21 protein-coding genes and 1 tRNA gene are annotated in these 23,610 nt (G+C 56.5%); 9 read left to right on the plus strand and 13 right to left on the minus strand.

Annotation, left to right across the window (positions count from 1 at the left end; genetic code table 11):
- Positions 1 to 6: 6 nt before the first annotated feature.
- Genes AC1DUP_RS18710 through AC1DUP_RS18720 form a run of 3 tightly spaced genes read right to left on the minus strand, consistent with a single transcriptional unit; the run spans position 7 to position 3,034 of the window.
- Entirely contained in the window at positions 7 to 1,317 is a 1,311-nt protein-coding gene (locus tag AC1DUP_RS18710; RefSeq protein WP_477833690.1) for an HlyC/CorC family transporter, read from the minus strand.
- Positions 1,317 to 2,447, minus strand: coding sequence for a 3-dehydroquinate synthase (aroB, locus tag AC1DUP_RS18715; protein WP_477833692.1), 1,131 nt, complete (start codon positions 2,445 to 2,447; stop codon positions 1,317 to 1,319). Before aroB ends, AC1DUP_RS18710 begins: the two co-directional genes overlap by 1 nt.
- A complete protein-coding gene (locus AC1DUP_RS18720) occupies positions 2,444 to 3,034 on the minus strand; it encodes a shikimate kinase (RefSeq protein ID WP_113299109.1) in 591 nt (196 codons plus the stop codon). The genes aroB and AC1DUP_RS18720 overlap by 4 nt, the downstream gene beginning before the upstream one ends.
- Before the next feature lie 148 nt (positions 3,035 to 3,182).
- Here AC1DUP_RS18720 and AC1DUP_RS18725 point away from each other — a divergent pair, with 148 nt between their 5' ends.
- The 5 genes from AC1DUP_RS18725 (at position 3,183) to AC1DUP_RS18745 (ending at position 6,984) form a co-directional block, all read left to right on the plus strand.
- The gene (locus tag AC1DUP_RS18725) at positions 3,183 to 3,359 is read left to right on the plus strand and encodes a hypothetical protein (RefSeq protein WP_477833694.1); all 177 of its coding nucleotides are present in this window, start codon (positions 3,183 to 3,185) and stop codon (positions 3,357 to 3,359) included.
- Positions 3,360 to 3,363: 4 nt separating this feature from the next.
- Complete coding sequence (gene xerD, locus AC1DUP_RS18730; RefSeq protein WP_477833696.1) at positions 3,364 to 4,317, plus strand: site-specific tyrosine recombinase XerD; 954 nt, start codon at positions 3,364 to 3,366, stop codon at positions 4,315 to 4,317.
- A gap of 62 nt (positions 4,318 to 4,379) precedes the next feature.
- Positions 4,380 to 5,333: an acetyl-CoA carboxylase carboxyltransferase subunit alpha gene (locus AC1DUP_RS18735; protein WP_113299111.1), complete on the plus strand. Its 954-nt coding sequence runs from the start codon at positions 4,380 to 4,382 to the stop codon at positions 5,331 to 5,333.
- A 194-nt stretch (positions 5,334 to 5,527) separates the two neighbouring features.
- On the plus strand, positions 5,528 to 6,754 hold the full coding sequence (locus AC1DUP_RS18740; RefSeq protein ID WP_477833698.1) for a L,D-transpeptidase family protein: 1,227 nt from the start codon (positions 5,528 to 5,530) through the stop codon (positions 6,752 to 6,754).
- Between the two features lie 5 nt (positions 6,755 to 6,759).
- Positions 6,760 to 6,984, plus strand: coding sequence for a sulfurtransferase TusA family protein (locus AC1DUP_RS18745; RefSeq protein WP_113299113.1), 225 nt, complete (start codon positions 6,760 to 6,762; stop codon positions 6,982 to 6,984).
- Positions 6,985 to 7,388: 404 nt separating this feature from the next.
- Here the strand turns inward: AC1DUP_RS18745 and AC1DUP_RS18750 are convergent, their stop codons facing one another.
- The gene (locus tag AC1DUP_RS18750) at positions 7,389 to 8,528 is read right to left on the minus strand and encodes a CobW family GTP-binding protein (protein ID WP_115036182.1); all 1,140 of its coding nucleotides are present in this window, start codon (positions 8,526 to 8,528) and stop codon (positions 7,389 to 7,391) included.
- A 9-nt stretch (positions 8,529 to 8,537) separates the two neighbouring features.
- Positions 8,538 to 9,671, minus strand: a complete 1,134-nt coding sequence (locus AC1DUP_RS18755; RefSeq protein ID WP_113299115.1) for a D-alanyl-D-alanine carboxypeptidase family protein — start codon at positions 9,669 to 9,671, stop codon at positions 8,538 to 8,540.
- 153 nt (positions 9,672 to 9,824) lie between these two features.
- Here AC1DUP_RS18755 and AC1DUP_RS18760 point away from each other — a divergent pair, with 153 nt between their 5' ends.
- Entirely contained in the window at positions 9,825 to 10,988 is a 1,164-nt protein-coding gene (locus tag AC1DUP_RS18760; protein ID WP_113299116.1) for a M20 aminoacylase family protein, read from the plus strand.
- Positions 10,989 to 11,256: 268 nt separating this feature from the next.
- Here the strand turns inward: AC1DUP_RS18760 and AC1DUP_RS18765 are convergent, their stop codons facing one another.
- Positions 11,257 to 11,757 carry a helix-turn-helix transcriptional regulator gene (locus AC1DUP_RS18765; protein WP_477833702.1) on the minus strand — a complete coding sequence of 167 codons (501 nt, stop codon included), beginning with the start codon at positions 11,755 to 11,757 and terminating at the stop codon, positions 11,257 to 11,259.
- Between the two features lie 152 nt (positions 11,758 to 11,909).
- Here AC1DUP_RS18765 and AC1DUP_RS18770 point away from each other — a divergent pair, with 152 nt between their 5' ends.
- Both AC1DUP_RS18770 and AC1DUP_RS18775 read left to right on the plus strand, forming a co-directional pair.
- Positions 11,910 to 12,218, plus strand: coding sequence for a hypothetical protein (locus tag AC1DUP_RS18770; RefSeq protein ID WP_477833704.1), 309 nt, complete (start codon positions 11,910 to 11,912; stop codon positions 12,216 to 12,218).
- 19 nt (positions 12,219 to 12,237) lie between these two features.
- The gene (locus tag AC1DUP_RS18775) at positions 12,238 to 14,244 is read left to right on the plus strand and encodes an AAA family ATPase (RefSeq protein ID WP_477833706.1); all 2,007 of its coding nucleotides are present in this window, start codon (positions 12,238 to 12,240) and stop codon (positions 14,242 to 14,244) included.
- Between the two features lie 106 nt (positions 14,245 to 14,350).
- Here AC1DUP_RS18775 and AC1DUP_RS18780 read toward each other — a convergent pair whose 3' ends face one another.
- The 7 genes from AC1DUP_RS18780 to AC1DUP_RS18810 form a co-directional block, all read right to left on the minus strand.
- Positions 14,351 to 16,279 carry a GAP1-N1 domain-containing protein gene (locus tag AC1DUP_RS18780; protein WP_477833708.1) on the minus strand — a complete coding sequence of 643 codons (1,929 nt, stop codon included), beginning with the start codon at positions 16,277 to 16,279 and terminating at the stop codon, positions 14,351 to 14,353.
- Complete coding sequence (locus tag AC1DUP_RS18785; RefSeq protein WP_477833710.1) at positions 16,276 to 17,172, minus strand: TRAFAC clade GTPase domain-containing protein; 897 nt, start codon at positions 17,170 to 17,172, stop codon at positions 16,276 to 16,278. Before AC1DUP_RS18785 ends, AC1DUP_RS18780 begins: the two co-directional genes overlap by 4 nt.
- A gap of 2 nt (positions 17,173 to 17,174) precedes the next feature.
- Complete coding sequence (locus AC1DUP_RS18790) at positions 17,175 to 18,146, minus strand: TRAFAC clade GTPase domain-containing protein (protein ID WP_477833712.1); 972 nt, start codon at positions 18,144 to 18,146, stop codon at positions 17,175 to 17,177.
- The gene (locus tag AC1DUP_RS18795; protein ID WP_477833714.1) at positions 18,146 to 19,216 is read right to left on the minus strand and encodes a GTPase-associated system all-helical protein GASH; all 1,071 of its coding nucleotides are present in this window, start codon (positions 19,214 to 19,216) and stop codon (positions 18,146 to 18,148) included. Before AC1DUP_RS18795 ends, AC1DUP_RS18790 begins: the two co-directional genes overlap by 1 nt.
- Positions 19,216 to 20,613: a metallophosphoesterase gene (locus tag AC1DUP_RS18800; RefSeq protein ID WP_477833716.1), complete on the minus strand. Its 1,398-nt coding sequence runs from the start codon at positions 20,611 to 20,613 to the stop codon at positions 19,216 to 19,218. Before AC1DUP_RS18800 ends, AC1DUP_RS18795 begins: the two co-directional genes overlap by 1 nt.
- 226 nt (positions 20,614 to 20,839) lie before the next feature.
- Positions 20,840 to 22,189: an SIR2 family NAD-dependent protein deacylase gene (locus AC1DUP_RS18805; protein ID WP_477833718.1), complete on the minus strand. Its 1,350-nt coding sequence runs from the start codon at positions 22,187 to 22,189 to the stop codon at positions 20,840 to 20,842.
- 493 nt (positions 22,190 to 22,682) lie between these two features.
- A complete protein-coding gene (locus AC1DUP_RS18810; protein ID WP_477833720.1) occupies positions 22,683 to 23,243 on the minus strand; it encodes a hypothetical protein in 561 nt (186 codons plus the stop codon).
- A gap of 277 nt (positions 23,244 to 23,520) precedes the next feature.
- Here AC1DUP_RS18810 and AC1DUP_RS18815 point away from each other — a divergent pair.
- A tRNA-Ser gene (locus AC1DUP_RS18815) sits at positions 23,521 to 23,605 on the plus strand.
- Positions 23,606 to 23,610 lie beyond the last annotated feature (5 nt).

Below are 23,610 nucleotides of genomic sequence, written 5' to 3' on the forward strand. Positions count from 1 at the left end.
TCATAATCAGGCGGGTTTCGTCTCGTCTTCCCCGGCGGGACGGATGCGCAGCTTGGTGATGCGGTTCTTTTCCCGCTTCATGACGACGAAGCGCTTGCCGTGGAAGGTAAAGGCCTGCCGCTCTTCGGGAATGGTCATTGATTCATGGATGACGAGGCCGGCGATCGTCGTCGCCTCCTCGTCGGGCAGGTTCCAATCGAGTGCGCGGTTGAGATCGCGGATCGGCACGCCGCCATCGACGACGATGGAGCCATCGGCCTCCTGCCTCACACCTTGCATGTCGATATCGTGCTCGTCGGAGATATCGCCGACGATCTCCTCCAGAATGTCCTCCAGCGTCACGATGCCCTGCACCTCGCCATATTCATCGACGACGACGGCGAAATGCTGCTTGCGGCGCAGGAAGGCATTGAGCTGATCTTCGAGATTGGTGCTGTCGGGCACGAACCAGGGCTTCTGGGCGATCTTCACGATGTCGAGCTGCTGCGCTTCCATGTTCGGCTCGGCGAGCGCCCGCAGCAGGTCCTTGGCATGTACGACGCCGATGATGTTGTCGATCGTACCGCGCCAGAGCGGCATGCGCGTGTAAGGGCTTTCGAGGATGGCCCGGACCACGGATTCCGGCGGATCGTCGGCGTTAATCGCCCGCATCGCCGTACGGTGAACCATGATGTCGGAAAGCTCGAGCTCGCCGAGATCGAGCACGCCGCCGAGGCGGTCGCGGTCGGCCTTCACCACCGAGCCTTCGCGATGCAACAGGTCGACGGCACCGCGCAGTTCCTCATGAGCCGACAGCATCGAGACTTCGCGCGACAGGGTGATGCCGAAGAGACCGAGGATCTGGCGTACGATTGCGTTGATGAAGGAGGAAAGCGGTCCGACAACGGCGACGAAGAGGCGGGTCGGTATTGCAACATTGAGCGCAAAACGCTCAGGCGTGGAGATCGCCCAGCTCTTCGGCAGAACCTCCGCGAAGATGACGAGGATGATGGTCATGGCAAGTGTTGCCAGCGCCACACCGGAATTGCCGAAGATCCCCAGAAATATGCTTGTCGCCAGCGACGAGGAGAGAATGTTGGCGAGATTGTTGCCGATCAGCAGCGCACCGATCAGCCGGTCGCGGCGCTCGATGAGGATTCGCACAAGACCGGCGCGTTCGTCGCCATTGGCTTCCAGCGTATGGATGCGGCTTCTCGAAACAGCGGTCAGCGCGGTTTCGGACCCCGAAAAGAAGGCAGACATCAGCACTAGGGCCACGATCGAAACGATCTCCGGCCAGTAGACCGATAAAAACGCCAGAGTGCCTTCGACTGTCATCAGGGATGCTTTTCCTTGAGAAAGCTGATCACTTCGGAAGCCGGCACGTCGTCCGCGACGAAGGACTGGCCGATGCCGCGCGTCAGAATGAAGGTGAGCTTGCCGCCCTTGACCTTCTTGTCCTGCGCGATCGCATCCATCAGCACCTCCGCCGGCGGCAGAGTGCCCGGAATTTCCGACACACGGGTCGGCAGGCCGACCGCCCTCAGATGCGCCTCGACACGGCGGGCGTCATCGGGGCTTGCAAGGTTCATGCGCGCCGAAAATTCATGCGCCAGCACCATGCCGATCGAAACGCCTTCGCCATGGACCAGACGGCTGCTGTCATAGGCGGTCGCAGCCTCCAGCGCATGGCCGAACGTATGGCCGAGATTGAGCAGCGCCCGCTGGCCGTTTTCCCGCTCGTCGGCGACGACGACATCCGCCTTGGCCTGACAGCTAATTGCAATCGCTTCGATGCGGGCCGAACCGCCTGCAAAGACCGCCTGCCAGTTGTTCTCCAGCCAGGCGAAGAAATCCGGCTTGTCGATCAGTCCGTATTTCGCGACTTCGGCATAGCCGGCGCGAAATTCGCGCTTGCTCAGAGAATTCAAAACATCCGTATCGGCGAGCACGAGATCCGGCTGATGGAAAACGCCGATGAGGTTCTTGCCGTGGCGGCTGTTGATGCCGGTCTTGCCGCCGACGGAGGAATCCACCTGGGCGAGCAGCGAGGTCGGCACCTGCACGAAGCGCACCCCGCGCCTGATGATGCCGGCCGCAAAACCCGAGAGGTCGCCGATGACGCCACCGCCGAGGGCGATGACATAATCATTGCGTTCGACGCGGGCCTCGAGAACCTTGTCGCAGACATTGATCAGATGTTCAAAACTCTTGGTCTTCTCGCCGGCCGGCAAGACAACCTCTGCCGAGGCGATGCCCGCGGCATCCAGGCTTGCCTTCAAGGCATCGAGATAAAGCGGCGCCACATGTTCGTCGGTGATGATGGCCGCCTTACGGCCCTTGAGCCGCGAAGCGATCTCGCCGCCGGCGCTGGCGATCAGTCCCGGCCCGATCAGGATATCATAGGCCCGCTCGCCAAGCGGCACATGGACCTTGCGGACGGCGGAAGCGGGAGTGATCGCGTTCATGATAATGCGCTTTCTTTCTGGGCCTCGACCATGGCTCTCAGCACTTCATCGGCCATGACTTCCTTTCGCACGTCGCGCGAAAGCACCGTGAGATCGGCCTCGGCATAAACGGGGTATCGGGCATTCATCAGATTTTCGAGCGTCTGCTTCGGGTTTTCGGACTTCAGCAACGGACGTGTATCGCGCTTGTTGACCCGGTCCCAGAGCACGTCGAGATCGGCCTTGAGCCAGACCGAGAGGCCGCCCTTCTTGATATGCCTGCGGGTGCGGTCGTTGATGAAAGCGCCGCCGCCGGTGGAGACGACGCGCGGGCCGCCCTTCAGCAGGCGCTTCATCACCCGCGTTTCGAGCGCCCGGAACTCTTCTTCTCCATAGGCAGCAAAAAGCTCCGTGATCGTCATCCGCGAAACGCGCTCGATCTCGATATCGCTATCGACGAAAGGGATGCCGAGTTGCTGCGCGACAAGGCGGCCGACGGAAGATTTTCCGGCGCCCATGAGGCCGACAAGGATGAGATTGCGTGAACCGAGCGCGGCGCGAGCTCTGTCTTTCAGACTGTCTGCAACGGAAACTGGGGGCTCACTCATCGGTCCATTCACACTTTGTTTGCAAACGGTATCGACAAATGCGGGTGTAGCGTCAAGTCGCGGGCAAGGGAATCATGGTCTCACTGCCGCTTCTTGCACTTGCAAACACGCTTCTTATAACAGAGGCAGAGTTCTAGGGAGTAGCCGGATGCCGAGCCTGATCCGTTTCCTGTCCGTTCTGGCGGTCATCGCCGGACTGATCTATGGAGCGATGTGGGCGCTCGCCACCTTCGTCGAGCCGCAGCAGCGAGACGTGACGATCCGCATCCCCTCCGAGCGGGTGAACCCGCCCTCGACGGGCACGATCAACACCACGAAGAAGTGACGCGATGAAGGATCTCGGCCGCGTCCATGTAGAATCATTTCTTGAAATGATGAGTGCCGAGCGCGGTGCCGCGGTCAATACGCTGCAGTCCTACGAGCACGATCTCGATGACCTGCGCTCTTTCCTGCACGGCCGCAGCATCCGTCTGACGGAGGCAGCATCGGGCGATCTTGGCGCCTATCTCGCCTCGCTGTCCGCGCAGGGCTTCAAGCCCTCCTCGCAGGCCCGCCGGCTTGCCGCCATGCGCCAGTTCTATAAATTCCTCTATGCCGAGGGCCTGCGCACCGACGATCCGACCGGTATTCTCGATGCTCCAAAGAAGGGCCGCCCCTTGCCGAAAACAATGGGCGTCGAGGAAGTGACAAAGCTGCTGACCCAGGCAGAAGCCGAGGCCGCCGACCTCAACCCCGGCCAGCTTCATCGTCTGCGCATGCTGGCGCTCCTGGAACTTCTCTACGCCACCGGCATGCGTGTCAGCGAACTCGTCTCGCTGCCCGCCCGCGTTCTCGATCAGGAGGGCCGCTTCCTGATGATCCGCGGCAAGGGCAACAAGGAGCGGCTGGTACCGCTTTCGCAATCGGCCATTGCCGCTCTGAAATCCTACGGCCGCATGCTGGCGTCTGAAAACGCCGCATCAAAACAGCCGCAGGAGAGCCCCTGGCTCTTTCCGGCCGCCTCGAAAGAGGGATACCTGCCACGACAGGTCTTCGCCCGCGATCTCAAGAATCTGGCAATCCGAGCCGGCCTCACACCGTCGATGATTTCGCCGCACGTCATGCGGCATGCCTTCGCCAGCCATCTTCTGGCCAATGGCGCCGACCTGCGCGTGGTTCAGGAACTCCTCGGCCATTCAGACATTTCGACGACACAAATCTATACGCATGTTCTGGAAGAACGGCTCCAGCAACTCGTCCATACGCACCACCCCCTTGCAAAACAGGCGAAAAAGCACGAATAGGACCGGCGACAAGGGGCGGAACCAGGAAACTGCCCCGCGCACAAGGAACGGAAACGCACCTCATGCACAACTATCTCGACTTCGAAAAGCCGATCTCCGACCTCGAAGGTAAGATCATCGAGCTTAAGAAGCTGGCGACGGAAGACGAAAGCATCGACACCTCCGACGAAGTCGGCAGGCTCGAAGTCCGCGTCCGCGAGGCAATCGTCGAGATCTATTCGAAGCTGAACGCCTGGCAGAAGACGCAGGTCGCGCGCCACCCGCAGCGTCCGCATTTCGTCGACTATGCCAAGACCCTCTTCCAGGAATTCACTCCGCTTGCCGGCGACCGCAAGTTTTCCGAGGATGCCGCCATCCAGGCTGGACTTGCCCGCTTCCGCGGCCAGCCGGTCGCCGTCATTGGCCAGGAAAAGGGCAACGACACCAAGAGCCGCCTGAAGCACAATTTCGGCAGCGCCCGTCCCGAAGGTTACCGCAAAGCGATCCGCATCCTCGAAATGGCCGACCGCTTCCAGCTTCCGGTCATCACCCTTGTCGATACCGCAGGCGCCTATCCGGGTGTCGGCGCCGAAGAACGCGGTCAGGCAGAAGCCATCGCCCGTTCGACGGAGATGTGTCTCGGCGTGAAGGTGCCGTTGATCTCGATCGTCATCGGCGAAGGCGGCTCGGGCGGCGCGATCGCGATTGCCACCGGCAATCGCGTCTACATGCTCGAGCATTCGATCTACAGCGTCATCTCGCCGGAAGGTGCAGCCTCCATCCTCTGGCGTGACTCCACCCGCGCCAAGGAAGCTGCGACCAACATGAAGATCACCGCCGAGGACCTGAAGTCGCTCGGCGTCATCGACGGCATCATCCCCGAGCCGCTCGGCGGTGCCCATCGCGATCCCGACAGCGTTATCGCCGCAACGGGCGACGTCATCGCAAATGCACTGGGCGAAATGGCCTCCCGCTCCGGCGAGCAGCTGCGCAACGATCGCCGCCAGAAGTTCCTTGCCATGGGCCGCAATCTGTAAAATCCACAGGCCGTTCCAGCCGATTGAGGCCAAACCTTGGCCACAATAATGTTATCTGTAACATCAGCGCTTGCAGGACACGTCCGCGCAAGTCATAGGCTGGTAAGGATTTATCAAGTATAAGCCGCCTATGATTCCGCGCTGAGCCCGGTTTCGGTAAGCGGGTTGGGTCGCATTGTTGATGGGCTGATTGAATGCGCATACGTCATCTTGCCTATGTTTCGCTTATGGCGCTGGCTCTGACCGGCTGCAATGACGCATTGGAATCGGCCCAGGGCGTCGACCTTTCGACCGTCAAGAACAAGGTGGAGCAGCCGCTTCCCGCCCGTATCCTTGCAGACATGTCGGCCAAGGGCATGGACCGCAACTCGCCGATCATGATCCGCATCTTCAAGGAAGAAGGTGCGCTGGAAGTCTGGAAGGCGAAGACGGACAATCGGTTTGAGAAGATCGCCGGCTACAAGATCTGCGCCTGGTCTGGCAAGCTCGGTCCGAAGGTCAAGACCGGCGACCGGCAGGCGCCGGAAGGTTTCTACAACCTGAGCCGCGCCAACCTGAACCCCAATTCCAAATATTATCTCGCCATCAACACCGGTTTCCCGAACCGGTATGATGCCGTCAACGGCCGCTCCGGCAGCGATCTGATGATCCATGGCGCCTGCTCGTCGTCAGGCTGCTACTCCATGACCGACCAGCAGGTTCTGGAAATCTACGCCTTTGCCCGTGACGCCTTCAAGGGCGGCCAGGACAGCGTTCAGCTTCAGGCCTTCCCCTTCCGCATGACCGCCGAGAACATGGTCAAGCACCGCCTCGATACGAATTACGATTTCTGGAAGATGCTGAAGGTCGGCTACGACAATTTCGAAGTCACCAAGCGCCCGCCGGAAGTGAATGTCTGCGAGAAGAAATACGTCTTCAACCAGCAGGCCACGAACGGCGCCAGCTTCAATCCGGCCGGCGCCTGCCCGGCCATGTCTACGCCGCCGGCGCTGACGGCAGCGCTCGCCTCCTACGGCAAGACGTATGATGCCGATTATCAGACGGCGCTGAAGAAATACGACGGGCTTGCCTGGTACGACCCGACGGAAGCCGAACGCAAGGCTGTGGTCGCCAAGCAGCGCAAGGGCCGCGAACTCGCATATGCGCCGACCGGCACGTCGCTTGAGGCCGGCCGCATGGTCAAGGTTGCCGAACTCGAAGACATGATGGCCAATCAGGCCGCAAAGAACGTGGCTGCAAAGACCGCAGCTGCCGCTACGCCGACGACGCAGGCTCAGGCCACGACCGTTGCCGCAGCACTGCCGGCAAACATCCCGGTACCGATGCAGAACCCGCTGGCCTATGCCGCGCCCGAGCCCGCGCCGCAGGAAACCGCCGACGCCACCAAGAAGCCGTTCTGGAAGTTCTGGGCCAGGAACTGATTGGCTTGGACGCCATTCTCTACGATCTGCGCGGGCTGAAATGCCCGCTTCCGGTCATCAAGACGCGCAAGAAGCTGACGGCCATGCCGAGCGGCGCGCTGATCCTCGTCGATACCAGCGATCCGCTTGCCGTCATCGATATCCCGCATTTCTGCAATGAAGACGGCCACGAGCTCGTCAGCACAGAAAAGACCGAACGCGGCCACCGCTTCCTGATCCGTAAGGCCTAGAACAGCCCTATTGAAGTGGAGGGTGCCCCCTTCGCATCGAGCCCCCTCCGGAGGGAGCCCCCTCCGCAAAATGCCCAGATTCAGGAAGAGAGAGTGTCCCTTATGCGTCCGAACGGGCGCTCGGTGCTCTCGGTGGAGGGGGCGAACCTTCAATGGAGGGTGCCGCACCCTCCGGTTCAACCAATTGAAATATATGCATTTAAACAAGTGGAGGGGGCGGAGGGAGCGATTTGCTCAAACATGCCGGAAGCCACTTATGCCGGCATTGATACAGGCGGTATGCACGACGCTTGCGGAGAGTCTTGGAAATGCTCCCTCCGCCCCCTCCGGCCCCCTCCGCGATCCAATCGCGCGGTTCTTGATGATCCGGGCCGACGCAACGCTTCAAAGCGCGTCGCGATCTTTCAGATCCGCATGCCCGGAATGGCGAGCGGATTGTCGCTGAGCGCGGCGCGATCCGGTGTATCGATGCGCGGCTTGCCGAGGAAGGCATCGAAGAGATCCTTCACGAAAGCCTCCGGCAGATCCTTGGTGATCAGCACCATGCGCGTGCGCCGGTCCTCAGGGTCCGGCCAGGCGGCAAGCCGCACCGGAGGATGGAAGATGCTCTGGACGCCGTGCAGCACCAGCGGGCGCTCCGGCCGGTCTGATGTGGCGATGATCGCCTTCATGCGCAGAAGCTTCTCTCCGTGCGCCGAACGCAGGAGATCGATGAACATTTCGAGCGCCATCGGATCGATCGCCTTTTCCTCGATGATCGAGAAGGAACGGATCGACGCATCGTGACGATTGATGTCGTGCGGGTCCTGATGCTCGTGGCCATGATGATGGTGGTGATGATCGTGATCGTGGTCATGATGGTGCCCCTCGTGCTCATCCTCATCATGCAGCCAGCGGCGGACATCGGCGATCTTCGTCGCGGGGTCGTAAAGCCCGTTCACGAGCACGCGTGCCGAGCCGGCTTCATCGCTGTCGGCATCCATGAAAGCCGCGTACGGATTGAGACCGCGCAAACGCGCCATCAGCGCATCCGTATCGCCTTCTATGCTCTTTTTCGAGACAATCAGCCGATCGGCAACAGCCGCCTGCTTGCGCGCCTCCTCGTGATTGTCGAGCGTCTGCAGGCCATTCACGGCATCGACGACAGTGACGACACCGTCGAGCTCGAAATTCTGCGCGATGATCGGATTGCCCATGATTGCCTGCATGACAGGAGCCGGATCGGCAAGGCCGGTCGTCTCGATGACCGCGCGTTTGACCGGCTTCACGCGGCCCGTCTGCACCGCATCAATCAGGTTTGCAAGGGTATCGACCAGTTCTCCACGCACGGTGCAGCAGAGGCAGCCGTCGGAAAGCTCGATGATGGAATCGCCGGAGCTTTCGACCAGCAGATGATCGATGCCGACATCGCCGAATTCGTTGATGATGACGGCCGCATCCTTCATGGCGGGATCTTTGAGGATGCGGTTCAGAAGCGTCGATTTACCGGCGCCGAGAAAGCCGGTCAGGATGGTGACCGGGATCTTGTCGCTAAGCGTACTCATGGTTTTTCCTCAGAAGGATTTCGGCCGCGGGAGCGGAACAGGAACATTGGCGAGCGCTTCCACAGCATCGCCCTTGGCGGTCTTGTCGTTCTGCGCGACCGGCTGCGGATCCTGCCCGGGAATGAGGCCGGCGAATACGAATTGCGGCTCGTGATCCATTTCATGGATATAGGGCGACTGCACCTTCATGCGGCCGACCTCGTCGCGCGTTTCACTACGCACCTTGGCGCCCTTGGCGCTGCAGATATCGGCCGTGATGTCGTTCACCTGGTCCTGCCCGGGCCCGTAAGGCTTCAGCGAGCCCAGCGTATCATTTGCCGCAAACTGCGAGGTGAAGCCCTTTTGCAGAAGGTTCGCGGTAGCATCGGCGCGAGCCGCCAGGCTGTCGGTGCCGAGCACGACGGACACCAGCGTCCGGCCGCTGCGCGTCGCAGAACCGATCTGGTTGAAGCCCGAGGCACAGATAAAGCCGGTCTTCATGCCGTCGGCGCCGGCAAAACGGCCGATCAGCATATTGATGTTCGGGACGTTCTGCTTGCCGTTCGTGAAGCCTTCCAGCGAGAAATAGCCGGCATATTGCGGGAAGTCGCGGCGCAGCGCCACCGACAGGATCGCGAGATCGCGCGCCGTCGTGTACTGTCCCTTGCCCGGCAGGCCGTTCGGATTGACGAAATGCGAATCCGACATGCCGAGTTTCACCGCTTCTGCATTCATGCGGACGACGAACGCTTCCTGCGTGCCGCTGACCGCCTCCGCAACGGCAACGGCAATGTCATTGGCCGACTTGACCATCAGGATCTTGAGCGCGCTGTCGAGCGTGAACTTCTGGCCCGGTTTGAAGCCCATCTTGGCCGGCGGCTCGGCGGCGGCCCGCTTGCTCATGACGACGGGCGTATCGAGGCTGATCTGGCCGGAGCGGATCGCATCGAAGACCGTATAGACGGTCATCAGCTTGGTCAGCGAAGCCGGATACCATTTGCGGAAGGCTTCCTCATGCTCCAGTACGCGACCGGTCTGCACGTCGACCAGAATATGCGGATTGGCCTCAGCAAGTGTAACGGACGAGACAAGAACCGCTGTTGCTGTCGCTATAAAAGAAAAGGGCCGCAAAGCGGCGAACAAACGATCGTGGCGCGTCGACAAGTGCTCGTCCTTCAGGGAATTATCTCGAAACCTTCCCCTATTTACCCTATATGGCTATGACATGGCAAAGGTCATTGACTAAGTTATTTCCAAGGCATCACGCCCTTGTGATGCTCAGACAGGCCCCAGCATTTCATTCACAGGAAGCTAAGAATGCCGATTCTGAATAGAGCCGCCGAACTTCAGGACGAAGTTGCCGAGTGGCGCCGTCACATCCATGCGCGGCCGGAACTTCTCTTCGCAGTCGAAAACACGGCTGCCTTCGTTGCTGAAAAACTTAAGGAATTTGGCGTCGACGAGATCGTTACCGGCATCGGCCGCACCGGCGTCGTGGGGCTCATCAAGGGTAAGGGCGAACGCGCCCGCACGGTCGGTCTGCGCGCCGATATGGACGCCCTGCCGCTCACCGAAATCACCGGCAAGCCCTGGGCTTCGAAAACACCTGGCAAAATGCACGCCTGCGGCCATGACGGCCACACCGCCATGCTGCTCGGTGCCGCGAAATATCTCGCAGAGACTCGCAACTTCAACGGCAACGTCGCCGTGATCTTCCAGCCGGCCGAAGAAGGCGGCGGCGGCGGCAACCTGATGGTCAAGGATGGCATGATGGAGCGCTTCGGCATCGAAGAGGTCTACGGCATGCACAACCTGCCGGGCCTGCCCGTCGGCCAGTTCGCCACCCGCAAAGGCTCCATCATGGCGGCGACCGACGAGTTTACCGTCACCATCAAGGGCCGCGGCGGCCACGCGGCGCAGCCGCACAGCACGATCGACCCGATCGCAATAGGCGCGCAGATCGTTTCGAACCTGCAGCTGATCGCCTCGCGCAGTGTCAATCCGCTGCGTTCGGTCGTCGTATCCGTCACGAAATTCAATGCCGGCTTCGCCCACAACGTCATCCCTAATGACGCGACCTTCGCCGGCACGATCCGCACGCTTGATGATGAGGTGCGCGCCCAGGCGGAAGCGCGCCTGCGCGAAGTCGTGGAAGGCATCTGCGCTGCCCATGGCGCCGCAGCCGACATCAACTTCCACCGCAACTACCCCGTCACCTTCAACCACGCGGATGAAACGGAGCACGCCGTTGCCATCGCCAGCGACATTGCCGGCGAAGCCAACGTCAATCCCGAGGTCGACCCGATGATGGGCGGCGAGGATTTCTCTTACATGCTGAACGCCCGCCCCGGCGCCTTCATCTTCATCGGCAACGGCGACACCGCCGGCCTGCATAACCCTGCCTACGACTTCAACGACGAAGCGATCGCCCACGGAATTTCCTATTGGGTGCGCCTAGCCGAACAGCGCCTCGGCGCCTGAGACGAAACGACATGAGAGACACTGAAAGGGCTTGGCTAAACGTCAAGCCTTTTGTATGCATGGCATCCAAGTGGTCCCGTAGCTCAGCAGGATAGAGCGTTTTTATGTGCGTACCGGACGTACCGAACGTGATTTATCCCAATAAATCAGAGTATTGGTAGTCGGTACGCGTACCGATACTTCCTCTCGCAAGATGGCATGAGCTTTCGGGCATCCTCACGGATTGTGCGCGGCACCAACCGACGCAGATGAGGTAGCGTTTCCGGAGTTATGCCGTCTCTGGCGTGGTAAGTCTGATCCATTTTACGCCAACACCGCCGTTGATGTCTTCGGGAACCAGCTCAACATTTTTTGCCCGAAAGAAGTTTTCGAGTTTCTTTTCGAACGCTAAGTTGAGAGCACCGAGCGTACCTCTCTCCAGCCGAAACACAAAATTTCGGTTTACACCGGAAAGCTCTTGAAGCTCCCTCATCGACAAATTTGCCAGCGCCCTTGCCGCGCGAAACTGCCCGGACCTGTACCGATCAGCGTGTCCCGGCTTTCGCCAGCGCACGCCCGCCTCTTGCCCATCGGCCGCCTGGAAAAAATCGAGACCGCGTTTCCTGAAAGCATCCGTGAGTTTTTGCGCGTCCGATGAGAACAGTTTGTATTTACCGCGCTCGTATCCACTGACTTCTTGCCGCTCCAATTCCGCCCACGACGCAACAGCCTCTTGATCCTCATCAAGAAGGGCTCGCGCTGCCCGTAACTGGCTTGCCAAGATTTCCATCCAGGCCGAGAAACAGGACTTGATCCAAAAATGTCAACATTTTGCGCGTATGTCTCATAATCGTTTCTTTTGTCTTTTTTTCTTTGCGCATGTCTCACGAATCAGTCTATTTCCTTGTTCGACAATCACAGCGTCGAATCAAAGGAGCCTTCATGCCCGATGACAAGTGGCTCGGCACACCGCCGAACGTGATAATTCCGCGCCTTAAATCGTTGGTGTTCGACTTGGAGCGCCTTTCAGCACCGGGAGGCTTTGCCGACATCGGCGAAGCGGTGACAATCCGAAACTCCATCCTCACGAACCGTACCGTTCCATGCTTGATCGGCCAGATGTCCGGGCATCCAACGATCCGAGATGGGGCGGGGCTGACCAGCGAGCTGTTCTATTTGGACCGCAAACGCCAGATCGCTCGAACTCTAAGCCGCTGGTACCGGTTCGAAGACGGCCTACTGCCTTACTGACCGTCGGACGGAGATTTCCATGGATGCCACCGCTTTCAACGTTCTCGACGGCTACATCGCCAAGCTGCAACGCGTTGCCGATCACCGGAAGAAAAATCGCTCTGGTGGACTACCCCGAGAAAATCGGTCTCAGCGCGGGCTTGCCAAGAAATCGGCGTCAGTGTTTTTAAGCCACTGCGCCCTCTTTCGGCTCTTGCGACAGAATTTAGCAGCGATCTGCGATCCGGGCTGCGTTGCCTTAATATCGGTTCCGGCCAACTGGCAACTCATGGATGTGGTAAAGGCCGCCAACCTGATTTTTAACAATGACGACAAGGTGAAGTTTTGCGCTCATCCCGCTGCGAAGCACTACAAGCGAGGATGGGAAATCGAGCCGGATGAACTCCTTGCATCCGGACGTTTGTTTGTGTTTGTTCTAAAGAACTCTGAAGTGCATCCAGACTTTGAGCTGGCTGCCACCTTACGAGCAGACCTCGACGTATGCGCGCCACGTCACCTAAGAGCGGTTTCTGCGCTTCGTCGCTGCGGGTCAATCTTGCCTGGCTCCGTTGATCTAATCGCGAAGCAGCCATCCGAACGGATGGAAGCCATCTTCCGAGTGGGACAGCCTGCTCAACGCGCGGCTGAAAGGCTCTCTGCAGAAGAACGAAAGTCGCTACAAGGTCCTGCCAAACAGCTAGATATCTCGAAAGGCTTCGGCGCTGCCGGTGAGTGGGCGAAGGAATTCCAGCGAGAATTGCGAGCATGGAGAGATGGGAAGCTTCCCTGGTCTGAATTGGACAAGGGGGTCCTGCTTTGGGGACCGCCCGGCACAGGAAAGACCCGTTTCGCAGTGGCGCTGGCGGCGTCGGCTGGCGTTCATCTGGAAGCCACCTCAATGTCCCAATGGCAGTCGTTTAAGGATGGGGCATTGGGAGATATGCTCAAAGCCATGTTCCAAAGTTTTGCTACCGCGAAGGAAAACGCGCCAAGCATCCTTTTTATCGACGAGATAGACGGAATTGGAGATCGCAGGAAATTTCCAGCACGACATGCCGACTACTCAACCCAAGTGGTCAATGGTCTTCTCGAAGCCTTGGATGGGGTCGAGCAACGCGAAGGAGTTATTGTCCTCGCGGCGTGCAATCATCCAGACAAAATCGATCACGCGGTGGTTCGTGGCGGCCGCCTTGAGAAACACCTTTACTTTGGACTACCAGACGCTGATGGCCGCGCGGAAATCCTAGAATTCCATCTTCCGAGCCTGGCCGATCAAGCGGGCCTGAAGGAAATCGCAGCGAGGCTGCCTGGCAAATCTGGTGCTGATCTTGAGATGCTCGCGAGGCACGCTCGTCGAAGGGCAAGACAGGGAAACAGAGAAGTCACGGTAGCTGATCTTCAGGGAAGTATTGAACCGCTTCCAGCTCTAGACAGCGATTTGCAGTTCCACGTTGCCATTCACGAAGCTGGCCATGCCCTTGTCGCGCATGCTTTCAAGGTCGGGGACATCGAATCCGTTGAGATTTTCGACAATCAAAACCGCTTCGCTACGGAACTCGACGCTCACGGGCTTACAAAGATCACGCTCCATACGCCACCGTTTCGGACGCGATGGCAAATCACCAAGCTCATCACCATGCACCTCGCTGGCGCGGCGGCGGAAGAGGTCTGCTTCAAAGACCGATCCACCATGGCTGTCGGCAGCGACCACAGTGATTTCGCCCAGGCCACGACTCTGGCAATCGAGATGGTTGCAAGCCTTGGGTTCGGCGATTTTCCTTATTATTTACCTGGTTCTGTTGATCCAAAAAGCCCAACTGATCTCTGGAGTGACCGACGACTGGCGACGGAGGTCAACGAAATCCTTCGCGTTCAATACAGTCGCGCCCGGGATATGCTGAGCGGCTTATTACCAAATCTGATGATGCTTGCGAGTGAACTCGCAAAGCACAAAAGGCTTGACGCCGGTCAACTAGAGAAATTCTGGCCAGGAAACTTGCCTGAGCCGGACGACGCGACGACCGACACCGGGTCAAAACGGTACTAAGCCGACTGCAACATCATAATTCCTGGGCAGCGCGGGTCCGAATTGCCAAGCGGCCAGGCCAAACTGTGAACAGTAGAGCTGTTGCCTCTCCAGTCGGGGCCTATCCTCAGCTCCAGTAAGTCCACGGGTTTAAAGCACTCCAAAACCGGCGAACCATGTTTTCGGGGTCTTGGTCGGTAGCGTACGCATACTCCTGATCCGTCAAGTTCAGCGTGTCGAGAACCTCGTCGAACTCTTGACCGCGCCTGTAAGCTTTTCGGAACAATTTAAGCAAGCGCTTGTTCATGTCCCAACGGGCATCGTCGGATGGCAAGATTTTCGACAACCGATTCTCTAAGTCCGATGGCAGTTCACTTCGGAGTATCCGGTGTCTCAGACGAGCAAGGATTGCCACCAGCAATTCCCGATAGTTTTCCATGCCGTGTTTCAGCGCAAGATCGAGCAGATAGACCAGGAACAGACTTTCATTTTCTTCGGACAAGCTCGAACGGCACGTTTTGAAGGCCGTAAACCAAGCCGTGATTCCTTCCTTGGGCTCCAGTGGAAACGCAAAGAGGTTTGCAGCTGTTATCAGATCATCGCCCGCTGAAATTGTCGCGATCTTGTCGAGAAAATGAGAAACCGTTTGCCTGAAGAATGAATGCCAGCTTTCGTGCAATCCTACCGTACCAATGAGATAAACTGCGTCATTTAGCGTTCTGCCCGGTTGGCTCAAAGCATGCCCAGCGACTATCTCGTTATATGGACGCTGCATGAATGCCCGCACGATTTCCGTACGCTGCTTTGGCTTGAGGTCCTGCGACCAAACGTAGAGCAATTCATCAGTCGATAGCCTTTCTATTAAGGCGGACGTGAAGATTACGGGCTTACGCGCTACCGCCATGAGCACGAATTCCACCGGTACCTGTGGGTCCAGAACCGTCTCAGCATTCACAACTGGCAAAATAGCTTCAAAAATTGAACCAAACATTTCACCAAGATGGTGGCGCGAGGCCATCAATGCAGGTGTCAGTTGGATCAAATGCTCAGCATCGACTTTGGAGAATATCGATGTCAGCTCTTCCGTTTCGTGATCAACGCTCAGCTTTTGGTGCTTCACCAGAAGACGCATTAGGTCAACAGGACTTATGCTTGAAACCTGAGAAAGCTTTTCAGGTGTTAGCCCTAGCAGGTCCTTTTTCAACGTATCCGCTTGGCCCAAAGGGTATCTGGCAAAGACCTTCTCCGCTGCATCATAAGAACGCTTTGCTGATCGAGTGGTAAGATAAATGTCCACAAGCTCAGGGAGTGTTTCCCTATCGGACGGAATATCTTTTCCGTATCGCCACAGAAAGCGACGCATCGGCGTCACGCTTTGGGACGTCGCATCGGCCACGGCTTCTTTGAGCCATGGCGAAGAATTGGCATTCGGTGTCGATGAAGTTCCGCGCTTAAGATGCAGGAATTGGCCCTTTAAATCAGACGTCGTACCAATCGATCTGAAAACGAACTGTCGTCTCAAGCGGGGCCATTGCTGAGACCAAACTGCGAAAATTGCTTGCTCGAAGGTCTGAGGGTCTACGGTATTCGTATCGAGGGGCACGTCACCGTAACAGGCAGACAATGCTTTTTCGGTAGTAGTAGGGTCTGACCTGCTACCCCGTAAGCGACGATTAATGTGTATGGGATTCGAAAAGCCGGTGTCGGAGCCATAACCATCCGGTCGTCTGTGCAGCTCGATCAAGACAGTCAGATCGATCTGCGTTGCAACCAGGGCCTGGTCTAAAAGCAGCACATGGCTCCAGACACATCCCGGCCTCGGCATTTCCGGTGCAAGCCAGGTACGAATTAGTGCGTAAAGCTTGCTATCCGGCAGCAGAAGTCCAGTCAAATAGCTAGAAGAGCCTGTAATTTGCGCACCCGGAGCTAGGTCCGAGGCGGCCGCAAGCTCATAAACGTCGACAGAAGACAATGAAATTGTGGATGTCAGGAGACGATGGCCGTTGGAATAACCAAAGACCGCCTGGCCGACGTTATTTACTTCGTTTCTCCTCATTCACCATCCAGGCCACTTAGCCATCTTATCGGGTGCGTCAGGTCGTGCTGACCTGCACCATAACCGACGACTTTCACTCTTTCGCTTGCTTTTGCAAGCCGCAAGAGGCGCTTTTGCGCCTTCAGTCCGTTGGGGTCATCAGCAGCGGGTGGGTTGTCTTTATCTGGCAGATCACCGCCCTGAGCTGAAACGCCGTAAACCCTAACTTCCATACCACTGTTACGAAGGTACTGGTCGAGCAACCCCATTTTGTCTTTAACCCAGCGATGGGGCTCATTATGCTCTGGGCCTTTATCCCAAGCGGAGATGATTACTGCGATCCGGTCTATCCGGACAGACAGAGGTGGTTGCTGAATTCTATCAAGAAAATCGACGATCTGCACCTGCCGAGGCGTGTCAGCGGGATTAAAAGGGACCTCTTCTGCGCCATCGTCGGGAATTGCGTCTTCGTCGACGTCCTCGTCAAGCTGCATCGCCAGATCGATCATCGTAAGATCGTCCGGCGGGTCATTCGCACTGACGAACAGCATCAGGTTAGACACGCCCTCGAACGCTGATGCAGCGGTTAGATTCAGACTTCCTGTCGCGAACGCTCGTTCAAAGGTTTCCCCCGAGAGATCGGCGAAACGCAACGCGATATCCGCACCGGTCTGCGGGTCTCGCAGGTTCATCGTCACATTTTCATGCTGAAGTGTTTTGGTGCGGGGGACCACCCAACCTTCTTCCCATCGTGTGGCCAAGGTCTCCAAATAACGGTGATCGCCGATGTGCAAGCCCTTCGACAGCACACTAGGGAACTCGCCCGCATCAACGACATACCAGAGCGCCGCTGCATAAGTGGTCTTGCCAGAGGATTGCAGCCCAACGGCCATATGTCGCAACACGTCAGGCATACTTAGCTCCAGATTTTTGGCAGACGGTCGATGTGGCGAAGCGCACCGTCAACAGGCCTGGGCGCAATATCCGCATCACGAGGCTCGGATGCCCAGCGCGCCACAAGCTCTGGCATTCCGATGAACCCGATTTTCACAGCGGCTCGCGGTAGTGCGCATATTCGGTAGATATTGAAGGCGTAGCCCGCGTTGCCGAACTCCCTGCCCAGGTCTTTCTCATATTCATTCAATTCAGCCGCAAGATCGCGCTCTTCTACGACGCGGACTATCCGGTCAATCTTCGTAACAACGATTTCGATGGCAGCTGTTTTCGGAATGGCATTGTTGTCAATGAGCGCTCGGATCGTTTGTTTGAAAATCCGTCGATAACCATGACGTGTTTCGATCTTGGTCAAACGAGCAGCATCCAGCAGGAAACAAACCCGATCCGCAAGAGCCAACTCCGTCAAACGGTTCATCAGTGATGTGTCGGACCTGGCGGTTTCGAAAGTTTCTCCGGATCGATCTGAGATAATTATCTCGGAGATGGTCTCTTCTTTTCGAACTTTCAAATGAAAATAGCCGACAGAGTCGCCGATGCTTGTGCGCGGAGTCGCCGGAACGGTACGATCCGCTCGGTCTGGATGAATCAACGCAAGATGATTGCGCTCAGCAAAGGAATACAAAGTCTGGCTGCTGACAAACTCATATTTGCCAACGGGGCCTTTACAAAAAAGTCCGTAAAGAGCTGCAAGTAGTGTTGTCTTTCCTGTCTTCTGCTCACCGATTAGGACAACTGTCTGCGCCCGGCTCCTATTCCTATAGCTGAAGATGCCGTGCTCTGGGATCAAGGTATTAGGCCGAAGTGCGACGCCATCATCTTCAGATGATTTTTGTTCAGTGGGCTCGACGATATCACCGGTGTCGAGGTCGTCAGCTTCATCGGCTTCGTAGAGTTCCCCTCCAACGCCGGGGTTATTGCCTATTGTAGTCATCAGACCCAGCCAAGTTTGCTGAGCATGCGCTCGTGATAAGCCTGTACTGCCAAATCGAAGCCACTGAGCTTTATGTCAAACGGGAGGCCGGTGCGACGCTTAAACTGGGCTGCGACCACCTGCGCGCCTTCAAGGAGAACTTCTCCGACCGCACCATGGATCGGTGCCACTGCATAGCGAGATATGGGTTCTGAGATTAGACCGTCGAATTCATCAGACAGCTCTTTGACCGCGTCGCTGAGCTTGAATTTTTCCTCGGCGAGGTCACCCAGCGCCTTCCTGATGATGCCGTAAGTTCCGTACGGTCCAGGCGCTGCGCTAACCATTTCACCGATATCCATGCCAACCACAATTGGCCGTACAGCAATTGGTACATCCGCAATGGCACGATCAAGACAAAAGCTTTGGCCTCCGAGATGCCACCACAACAGGTCGACCTCCTCAGCGAGCCGCTTGCTCTCACCCCAGACGGTTTCAATCGCACTGTTGGCCGTTGAGATAACCTGCTTGATTTGGTTTCGGTAATCGGCGACGGCGGCTTCGAAAACCTGTACGTCTTCAGTCGCGTCGTTTTCGTCACTAAGCTTTTTGAGCCAGTCCATCATATTCGTCGCTTTACCTGAGGCTACTTCTGATCGGGACACCGACGAACCGCGACGACGAACGAGATTAGCCAATGTTTGACGAGCAGAAAAAGACAGCCCATGATTATCGACAGTCTGTCGCTTTCCAGCAAAAGCAGCAGTATGGACGATTACTGGCGTTCCCTTGAAATTTTCGGCAAGCCGCTGCTTGAGCAAAAGAGTTGCGATGCGGGCAGCTTCCTCAACGTCAATCTCGATTCTAAATGTCGGATCATCCGCAGTGAGTATGCCACCGAACCAGGATGCAGCATCGCTTTCAGTAGGCAATGGCAGTCGATAAGCGAAATAAGCCAGATCGACGACGCGGCTTATTGAGTTTTGAGCATCTGTGGCAGCCTTTTGAAATGAAGCTGTCCTAGCGGCGATCAGCTCTCGGTCATCCGTCGGCTGCAGGTTGCGGTATTCAGCGACGAAGTCGAACGCCATTAATTTTTTGCTCCCGTATACTTTTCGATTTCTTCATTCAGCTTAGTAAGCTCTCCACGCGCATCAGCCCGACGGACTGCTGCGATGGCGAAGGCATAATCTGCCAGACGTTGATCCCCGTCCTGATGCAGATCAAGGTCTGTGATGATTTTCCGTTGGTCAAACTCACGCAGCGACAGAATTTTAATTGCCACCGAGCGAACTGTCAGAGCTGGCTCCACCAAGACTGCCTCCTTACCATCACCCAATGGGTCGATTGCGTCCTTGTTGGCGGCGGTGGCAATTGACACGGGCGGCGCTGACCACGGGGGAAGATCGTGCTTCAATATCCATGGATCGTTCTCCTCTTCATCCGGAGCCGCAATATAGCGCGCTCCCAGCAACTGCCGTACCCATAGTTTGATCTGGAGAACACGTTTGTCCGATGGCCCCGCAACGGAAATATCAATGAAGTTGTATCCCGGCTGCCATCCTCTTTCATCGCGCTCTGGATGTAAGGCTCCAGCTTTAAGGCGGGTGAACCTCCTGTATTCATCCACGCGCATCGTATGCTCATGACCAAAGAGATGAAGTTTTGCAACCGCATCGATCCGGTTTTGGAATTCAGCCTTGTTCCTCAACCAGTTAAAGGGGTGGTGGCACATGACAAGATGCGTGACACCATTGTCGCGCTTTATGATCTCGGCAGCCGAAGGATCGACAAACATCTTATTAACGTCGTCTTCGGCGTCACATACAAGGACCGAATTGAAGCCCCATACTCGCAATGTTGACTTGTCGTTGAGGACAAAATCACGCTTCGCGTAAGGAGTTTGCCCGGTCGCCTCTTCGTAGTACCCGATCTCGCAAAGGAACTTCGCTGCAAACCGATTGTAATTCTCAATTGGCTTGAACAGCATCTCAGAAGACGCTTTGCTATCAACATATCGCTTTATCGCGGTGTTTGAGTTCCCGATATCGGTTGTCCGAAGTGCTTTACGGGCATCCTCATGAATCGGCTCGGCCGCCGCCCGGCGGTCAACGTCGTGGTTGCCTGGTATGACCACGATGTTCTCAAATTTGCAACCAGCGGCCGGGCAGAGTTCCTCTTCCAGCCATTTCGCTGCGAAATCATATTCGGTCTGTTGCCCGTGATAAGCAATGTCGCCGGAAATCAGAATGGCATCAACATCTTGGCCGATTTTCGCCCGCATCTTCTTAACGTCATCGACTGTGTCGTCTCGGAGACCAAGGTTTTGATCGTAAGGTTTATCGATGTCTCGATTGCTAAAATGGATGTCGGACAGATGCAATATGAGCATGGCAAGACTCTGTTTTATGTCAACATAGAATGCAATCACCGGATGAAACAAGCAAATTGTTTCGATATTGCCGAACGGTAATGCATGAGGACCCACGGGTAGCAATCTTTTCCATCAGGAAACTGAACTTGGGCCTACGTTCGTGAAAGCGAACGATATCCAAACCTACGCAAATTTGTTCGAACGTGCGTCCCACCGATATTGCACGGTATTTGGGAGCCCACCTCAAGTATTATCCTCTCAGTGTGAGCTATGGAGCTAGATGCGAGGGCGATGATGAATCCGACGAACGAGAAATGTTGCTGGGGGGCGCTTGAAGCACTCATCCCCTGGATGTTATCTCTAGGGCGTCTGGCTCGCCCGATTGGTTGGAAATGTACGCGGATATTAACGCGCGGTTGTCCGCAGTTACGCTGCTCCAGCGAGCATCCCATACCTTATAAGCATGCCATGAGTAGCCGAGCTTCATTGCTTTGCTCATGCTGTCCATGGAGAATCTAACCGCCTTCAGGAACGTTTCCTCGACTGCGGTGCCTCTGACATCGATTAAGCTCCCCAGATATGTAAGCCAAGTGGCAAGTTGGACGTATTGGGGCCAAGCTCCAGATGCTCCCGTCAATGACATTTTCTTTGAAATAACGTCCTTGAACGTTTTCACCACAACCTGTTCGTCCAGACTCTCCCCTACCGCTCCAATAGCTGAAACGATCTCGTAGAATGAACTTTCCACTTGCAAATAAGTCTCTGTAAATGTGTGGTTGTTATAGAGCACTTTTTTTATGTTACTCACGGAGCCTTCGATGCAAGCTTCAGCGTTGGCGAAGTTTGCGTTTAACTTTCCAAAAAACTCTTCCACGTCTGTGCTAGAAATTACGCGTATGCCGTAGCAGTTTGAATAATAGTCGGAAATTCGTCGATCTACCGGTTTGCGCGATACAAGAAAAACGCTGTTGCTGACAACGTGGTTTCTGACAAAGCCCCTGTAGTCGCTCAGTATTGATTTGAGGTTGGTGTCCCCTAAGGAGTACCCCAATATCACCACGGTATTTTCATGCAAAACCGTGCTCAGCTTCCGTGAGAAATAAGATTCAGAATGCATGAAGCTGAAGTAATCGTCCGCTGTCACAACCATGCGCCCTGGGACGTCGACTGACCCATGGACATGATACACTTTTACGCGGCTGGTCGAGCGCGGGATTGGTCGGCCAGGAGATAGAGTTTGGCAGTCGTCTCCGGCGAGCTGCTCTGCCAACTTGTCGTAATTTGTTGTTACAACGCGAAAGCTCCGCTGTTGGAAAAACTTCTGTGTCTCTGGATAGCTACCCGACAAAGCAACAGCGGAAATAAGATTGGCAATTTCCTCTTGGACATTTTTACCCGCTTTCAGAAGCTCAATTGAGATCACCTGAGCGGCTTCATCGAGCTGAAGAGCATTTTGCGCCCCCGGTGGAAACAGTGCCTCCTTAAAGTCCTTCTTGCCTATATGCGCGTCGCAGATTGATTCTAAAAGTTCTTGCCAGCCTGGCGCGCCGTTCGAGCTTAGCGCTTTGGAGAAGCCAGTCCCGGTGAACAGACAAAGACGTTTGGCGGCTGCGGCATACGCAATCTCAAAATATTCGCTCATTTGCACCTCGTCACTGGTCAGCCCGTTCATCGATTCCAAATCGAGCAATGGTTGTATCCATTTCCGGGCGAATTGGAAGTTCAGGCAGCGTCAACTAGAATGAGAGCGGGTTACGACGGTGCGCTGGTTATCCAATGCTTCATATTTTACGATCAGCGAGGACTTGATCCCTCGAAATTCCCGTCTGAGATGCGTAATAAGGCATTCGCGGGCAACGTCGTCATCTAATCCCAGGCGACGAAGCTGGCGTCCGCCGCTTAGTTTGCCGACACTAAATGGTCGCAGCCAAGACAGCTTCGAGCAACCCGCATGGGGGATTCTCCAGCTCCGGCGCGTTTTCTCACATGCCTGGCGAGGCATCTTCACTGCGTATATGAGAGCGAGGCGGCCTCTGGCCCTGCCCTCGCGCGCCGAGCGTTGGAGCCTGGACTTCGTCAGCGACGCCTTCACGGATGGTCGTCGCTTTCGGGTCTTGGCCGTTCGTAACTGATCCTGAATTGACCTGCTCAAGCAAAAAACCACTCATGCCAGAAGCCGGTCGCTACGCTGTTCGGAACTTGGCAAAGCTCGCTTTTGTATCAGCGAGGTTGACCAAAAAGTCTTCCAAAGCGTCGAGAAAGCCCATCGGCGAAATGATATCGATTAGATCGTCGATGTTCGAATGAGATCGCTTCCACTCTGCGCCGGGAGCTGACCAGTCCACCAGGAGATTACTCAATTCCTGGTAAGACCTAAGTTGCTCGACCATCGCGGTGAGTTCCGCGCAAGCATCGTCGGTATCCCACCCCCTCTCGGAAACGTCATCGTTCGTTAGACTTACTTGAGCGGCCGCTTTGACAGGCACGAAATCTGCTGCCGATCCCATATCCGCTGGCTCCACGGCAGCTAAAGGCTCTCCTGCCAAATTTTGCTGAAGCTGATTCACAAAGCCTTCGATGGCCAAGGATAATTCGGCGGCATCCTGCTCTTTATATGCCTGTGACCAGAGGCGCAGAAGGCTACTCAACTCTGCGGCGGGACGCTCCGCCAGCTGATTTTGGATCACTTGCGATGCCGTCCATACAACGCCGTCGAAATTTGAGACTTCCACTGTCGTGACCATTTCGCTCCTTTTCGCGCCTAGAAGGGTTGCGGTTTTCTGCCTCTCGTCTAAAAGAAAGCCGTGTGTCCACGTAGCTCAGCAGGATAGAGCACAGGATTCCTATGAAATTGGGGGTTGCGTCTGGAAACAACGCAATCGATCTGCTCAAAGTCGGGGAACGCTTCGCTGATATTTCAGCATGCCAATCCCGAGCCAAGCTCCAGGGAAACCTGGTGAAGGTGTAGAGACTGGATGGGCAGCACCTAAAGGCCTCGGCCCATGGTGAAGGGACAGTCCAGACCACGAACGCCCATTGGGCGGCGGCCAAAGCCGAAGTGGTATGAATCCTGGGGTCGGAGGTTCGAATCCTCTCGTGGACACCATTTTC

It is taken from the genome of Rhizobium sp. 01L419 (assembly GCF_056400025.1).

Excerpts from the sequence above, each read along its gene's own strand:
- AC1DUP_RS18785 (WP_477833710.1), bottom strand. The coding sequence starts at position 17,172 with ATGCCTGACGTGTTGCGACATATGGCCGTTGGGCTGCAATCCTCTGGC.
- AC1DUP_RS18720 (WP_113299109.1), bottom strand. The coding sequence starts at position 3,034 with ATGAGTGAGCCCCCAGTTTCCGTTGCAGACAGTCTGAAAGACAGAGCT.
- AC1DUP_RS18790 (WP_477833712.1), bottom strand. The coding sequence starts at position 18,146 with ATGACTACAATAGGCAATAACCCCGGCGTTGGAGGGGAACTCTACGAA.
- AC1DUP_RS18710 (WP_477833690.1), bottom strand. The coding sequence starts at position 1,317 with ATGACAGTCGAAGGCACTCTGGCGTTTTTATCGGTCTACTGGCCGGAG.
- xerD (WP_477833696.1), top strand. The coding sequence starts at position 3,364 with ATGAAGGATCTCGGCCGCGTCCATGTAGAATCATTTCTTGAAATGATG.
- AC1DUP_RS18775 (WP_477833706.1), top strand. The coding sequence starts at position 12,238 with ATGGATGCCACCGCTTTCAACGTTCTCGACGGCTACATCGCCAAGCTG.
- AC1DUP_RS18760 (WP_113299116.1), top strand. The coding sequence starts at position 9,825 with ATGCCGATTCTGAATAGAGCCGCCGAACTTCAGGACGAAGTTGCCGAG.
- AC1DUP_RS18795 (WP_477833714.1), bottom strand. The coding sequence starts at position 19,216 with ATGGCGTTCGACTTCGTCGCTGAATACCGCAACCTGCAGCCGACGGAT.
- AC1DUP_RS18725 (WP_477833694.1), top strand. The coding sequence starts at position 3,183 with ATGCCGAGCCTGATCCGTTTCCTGTCCGTTCTGGCGGTCATCGCCGGA.
- aroB (WP_477833692.1), bottom strand. The coding sequence starts at position 2,447 with ATGAACGCGATCACTCCCGCTTCCGCCGTCCGCAAGGTCCATGTGCCG.
- AC1DUP_RS18750 (WP_115036182.1), bottom strand. The coding sequence starts at position 8,528 with ATGAGTACGCTTAGCGACAAGATCCCGGTCACCATCCTGACCGGCTTT.
- AC1DUP_RS18740 (WP_477833698.1), top strand. The coding sequence starts at position 5,528 with ATGCGCATACGTCATCTTGCCTATGTTTCGCTTATGGCGCTGGCTCTG.
- AC1DUP_RS18780 (WP_477833708.1), bottom strand. The coding sequence starts at position 16,279 with ATGAGGAGAAACGAAGTAAATAACGTCGGCCAGGCGGTCTTTGGTTAT.
- AC1DUP_RS18810 (WP_477833720.1), bottom strand. The coding sequence starts at position 23,243 with ATGGTCACGACAGTGGAAGTCTCAAATTTCGACGGCGTTGTATGGACG.
- AC1DUP_RS18770 (WP_477833704.1), top strand. The coding sequence starts at position 11,910 with ATGCCCGATGACAAGTGGCTCGGCACACCGCCGAACGTGATAATTCCG.
- AC1DUP_RS18735 (WP_113299111.1), top strand. The coding sequence starts at position 4,380 with ATGCACAACTATCTCGACTTCGAAAAGCCGATCTCCGACCTCGAAGGT.
- AC1DUP_RS18765 (WP_477833702.1), bottom strand. The coding sequence starts at position 11,757 with ATGGAAATCTTGGCAAGCCAGTTACGGGCAGCGCGAGCCCTTCTTGAT.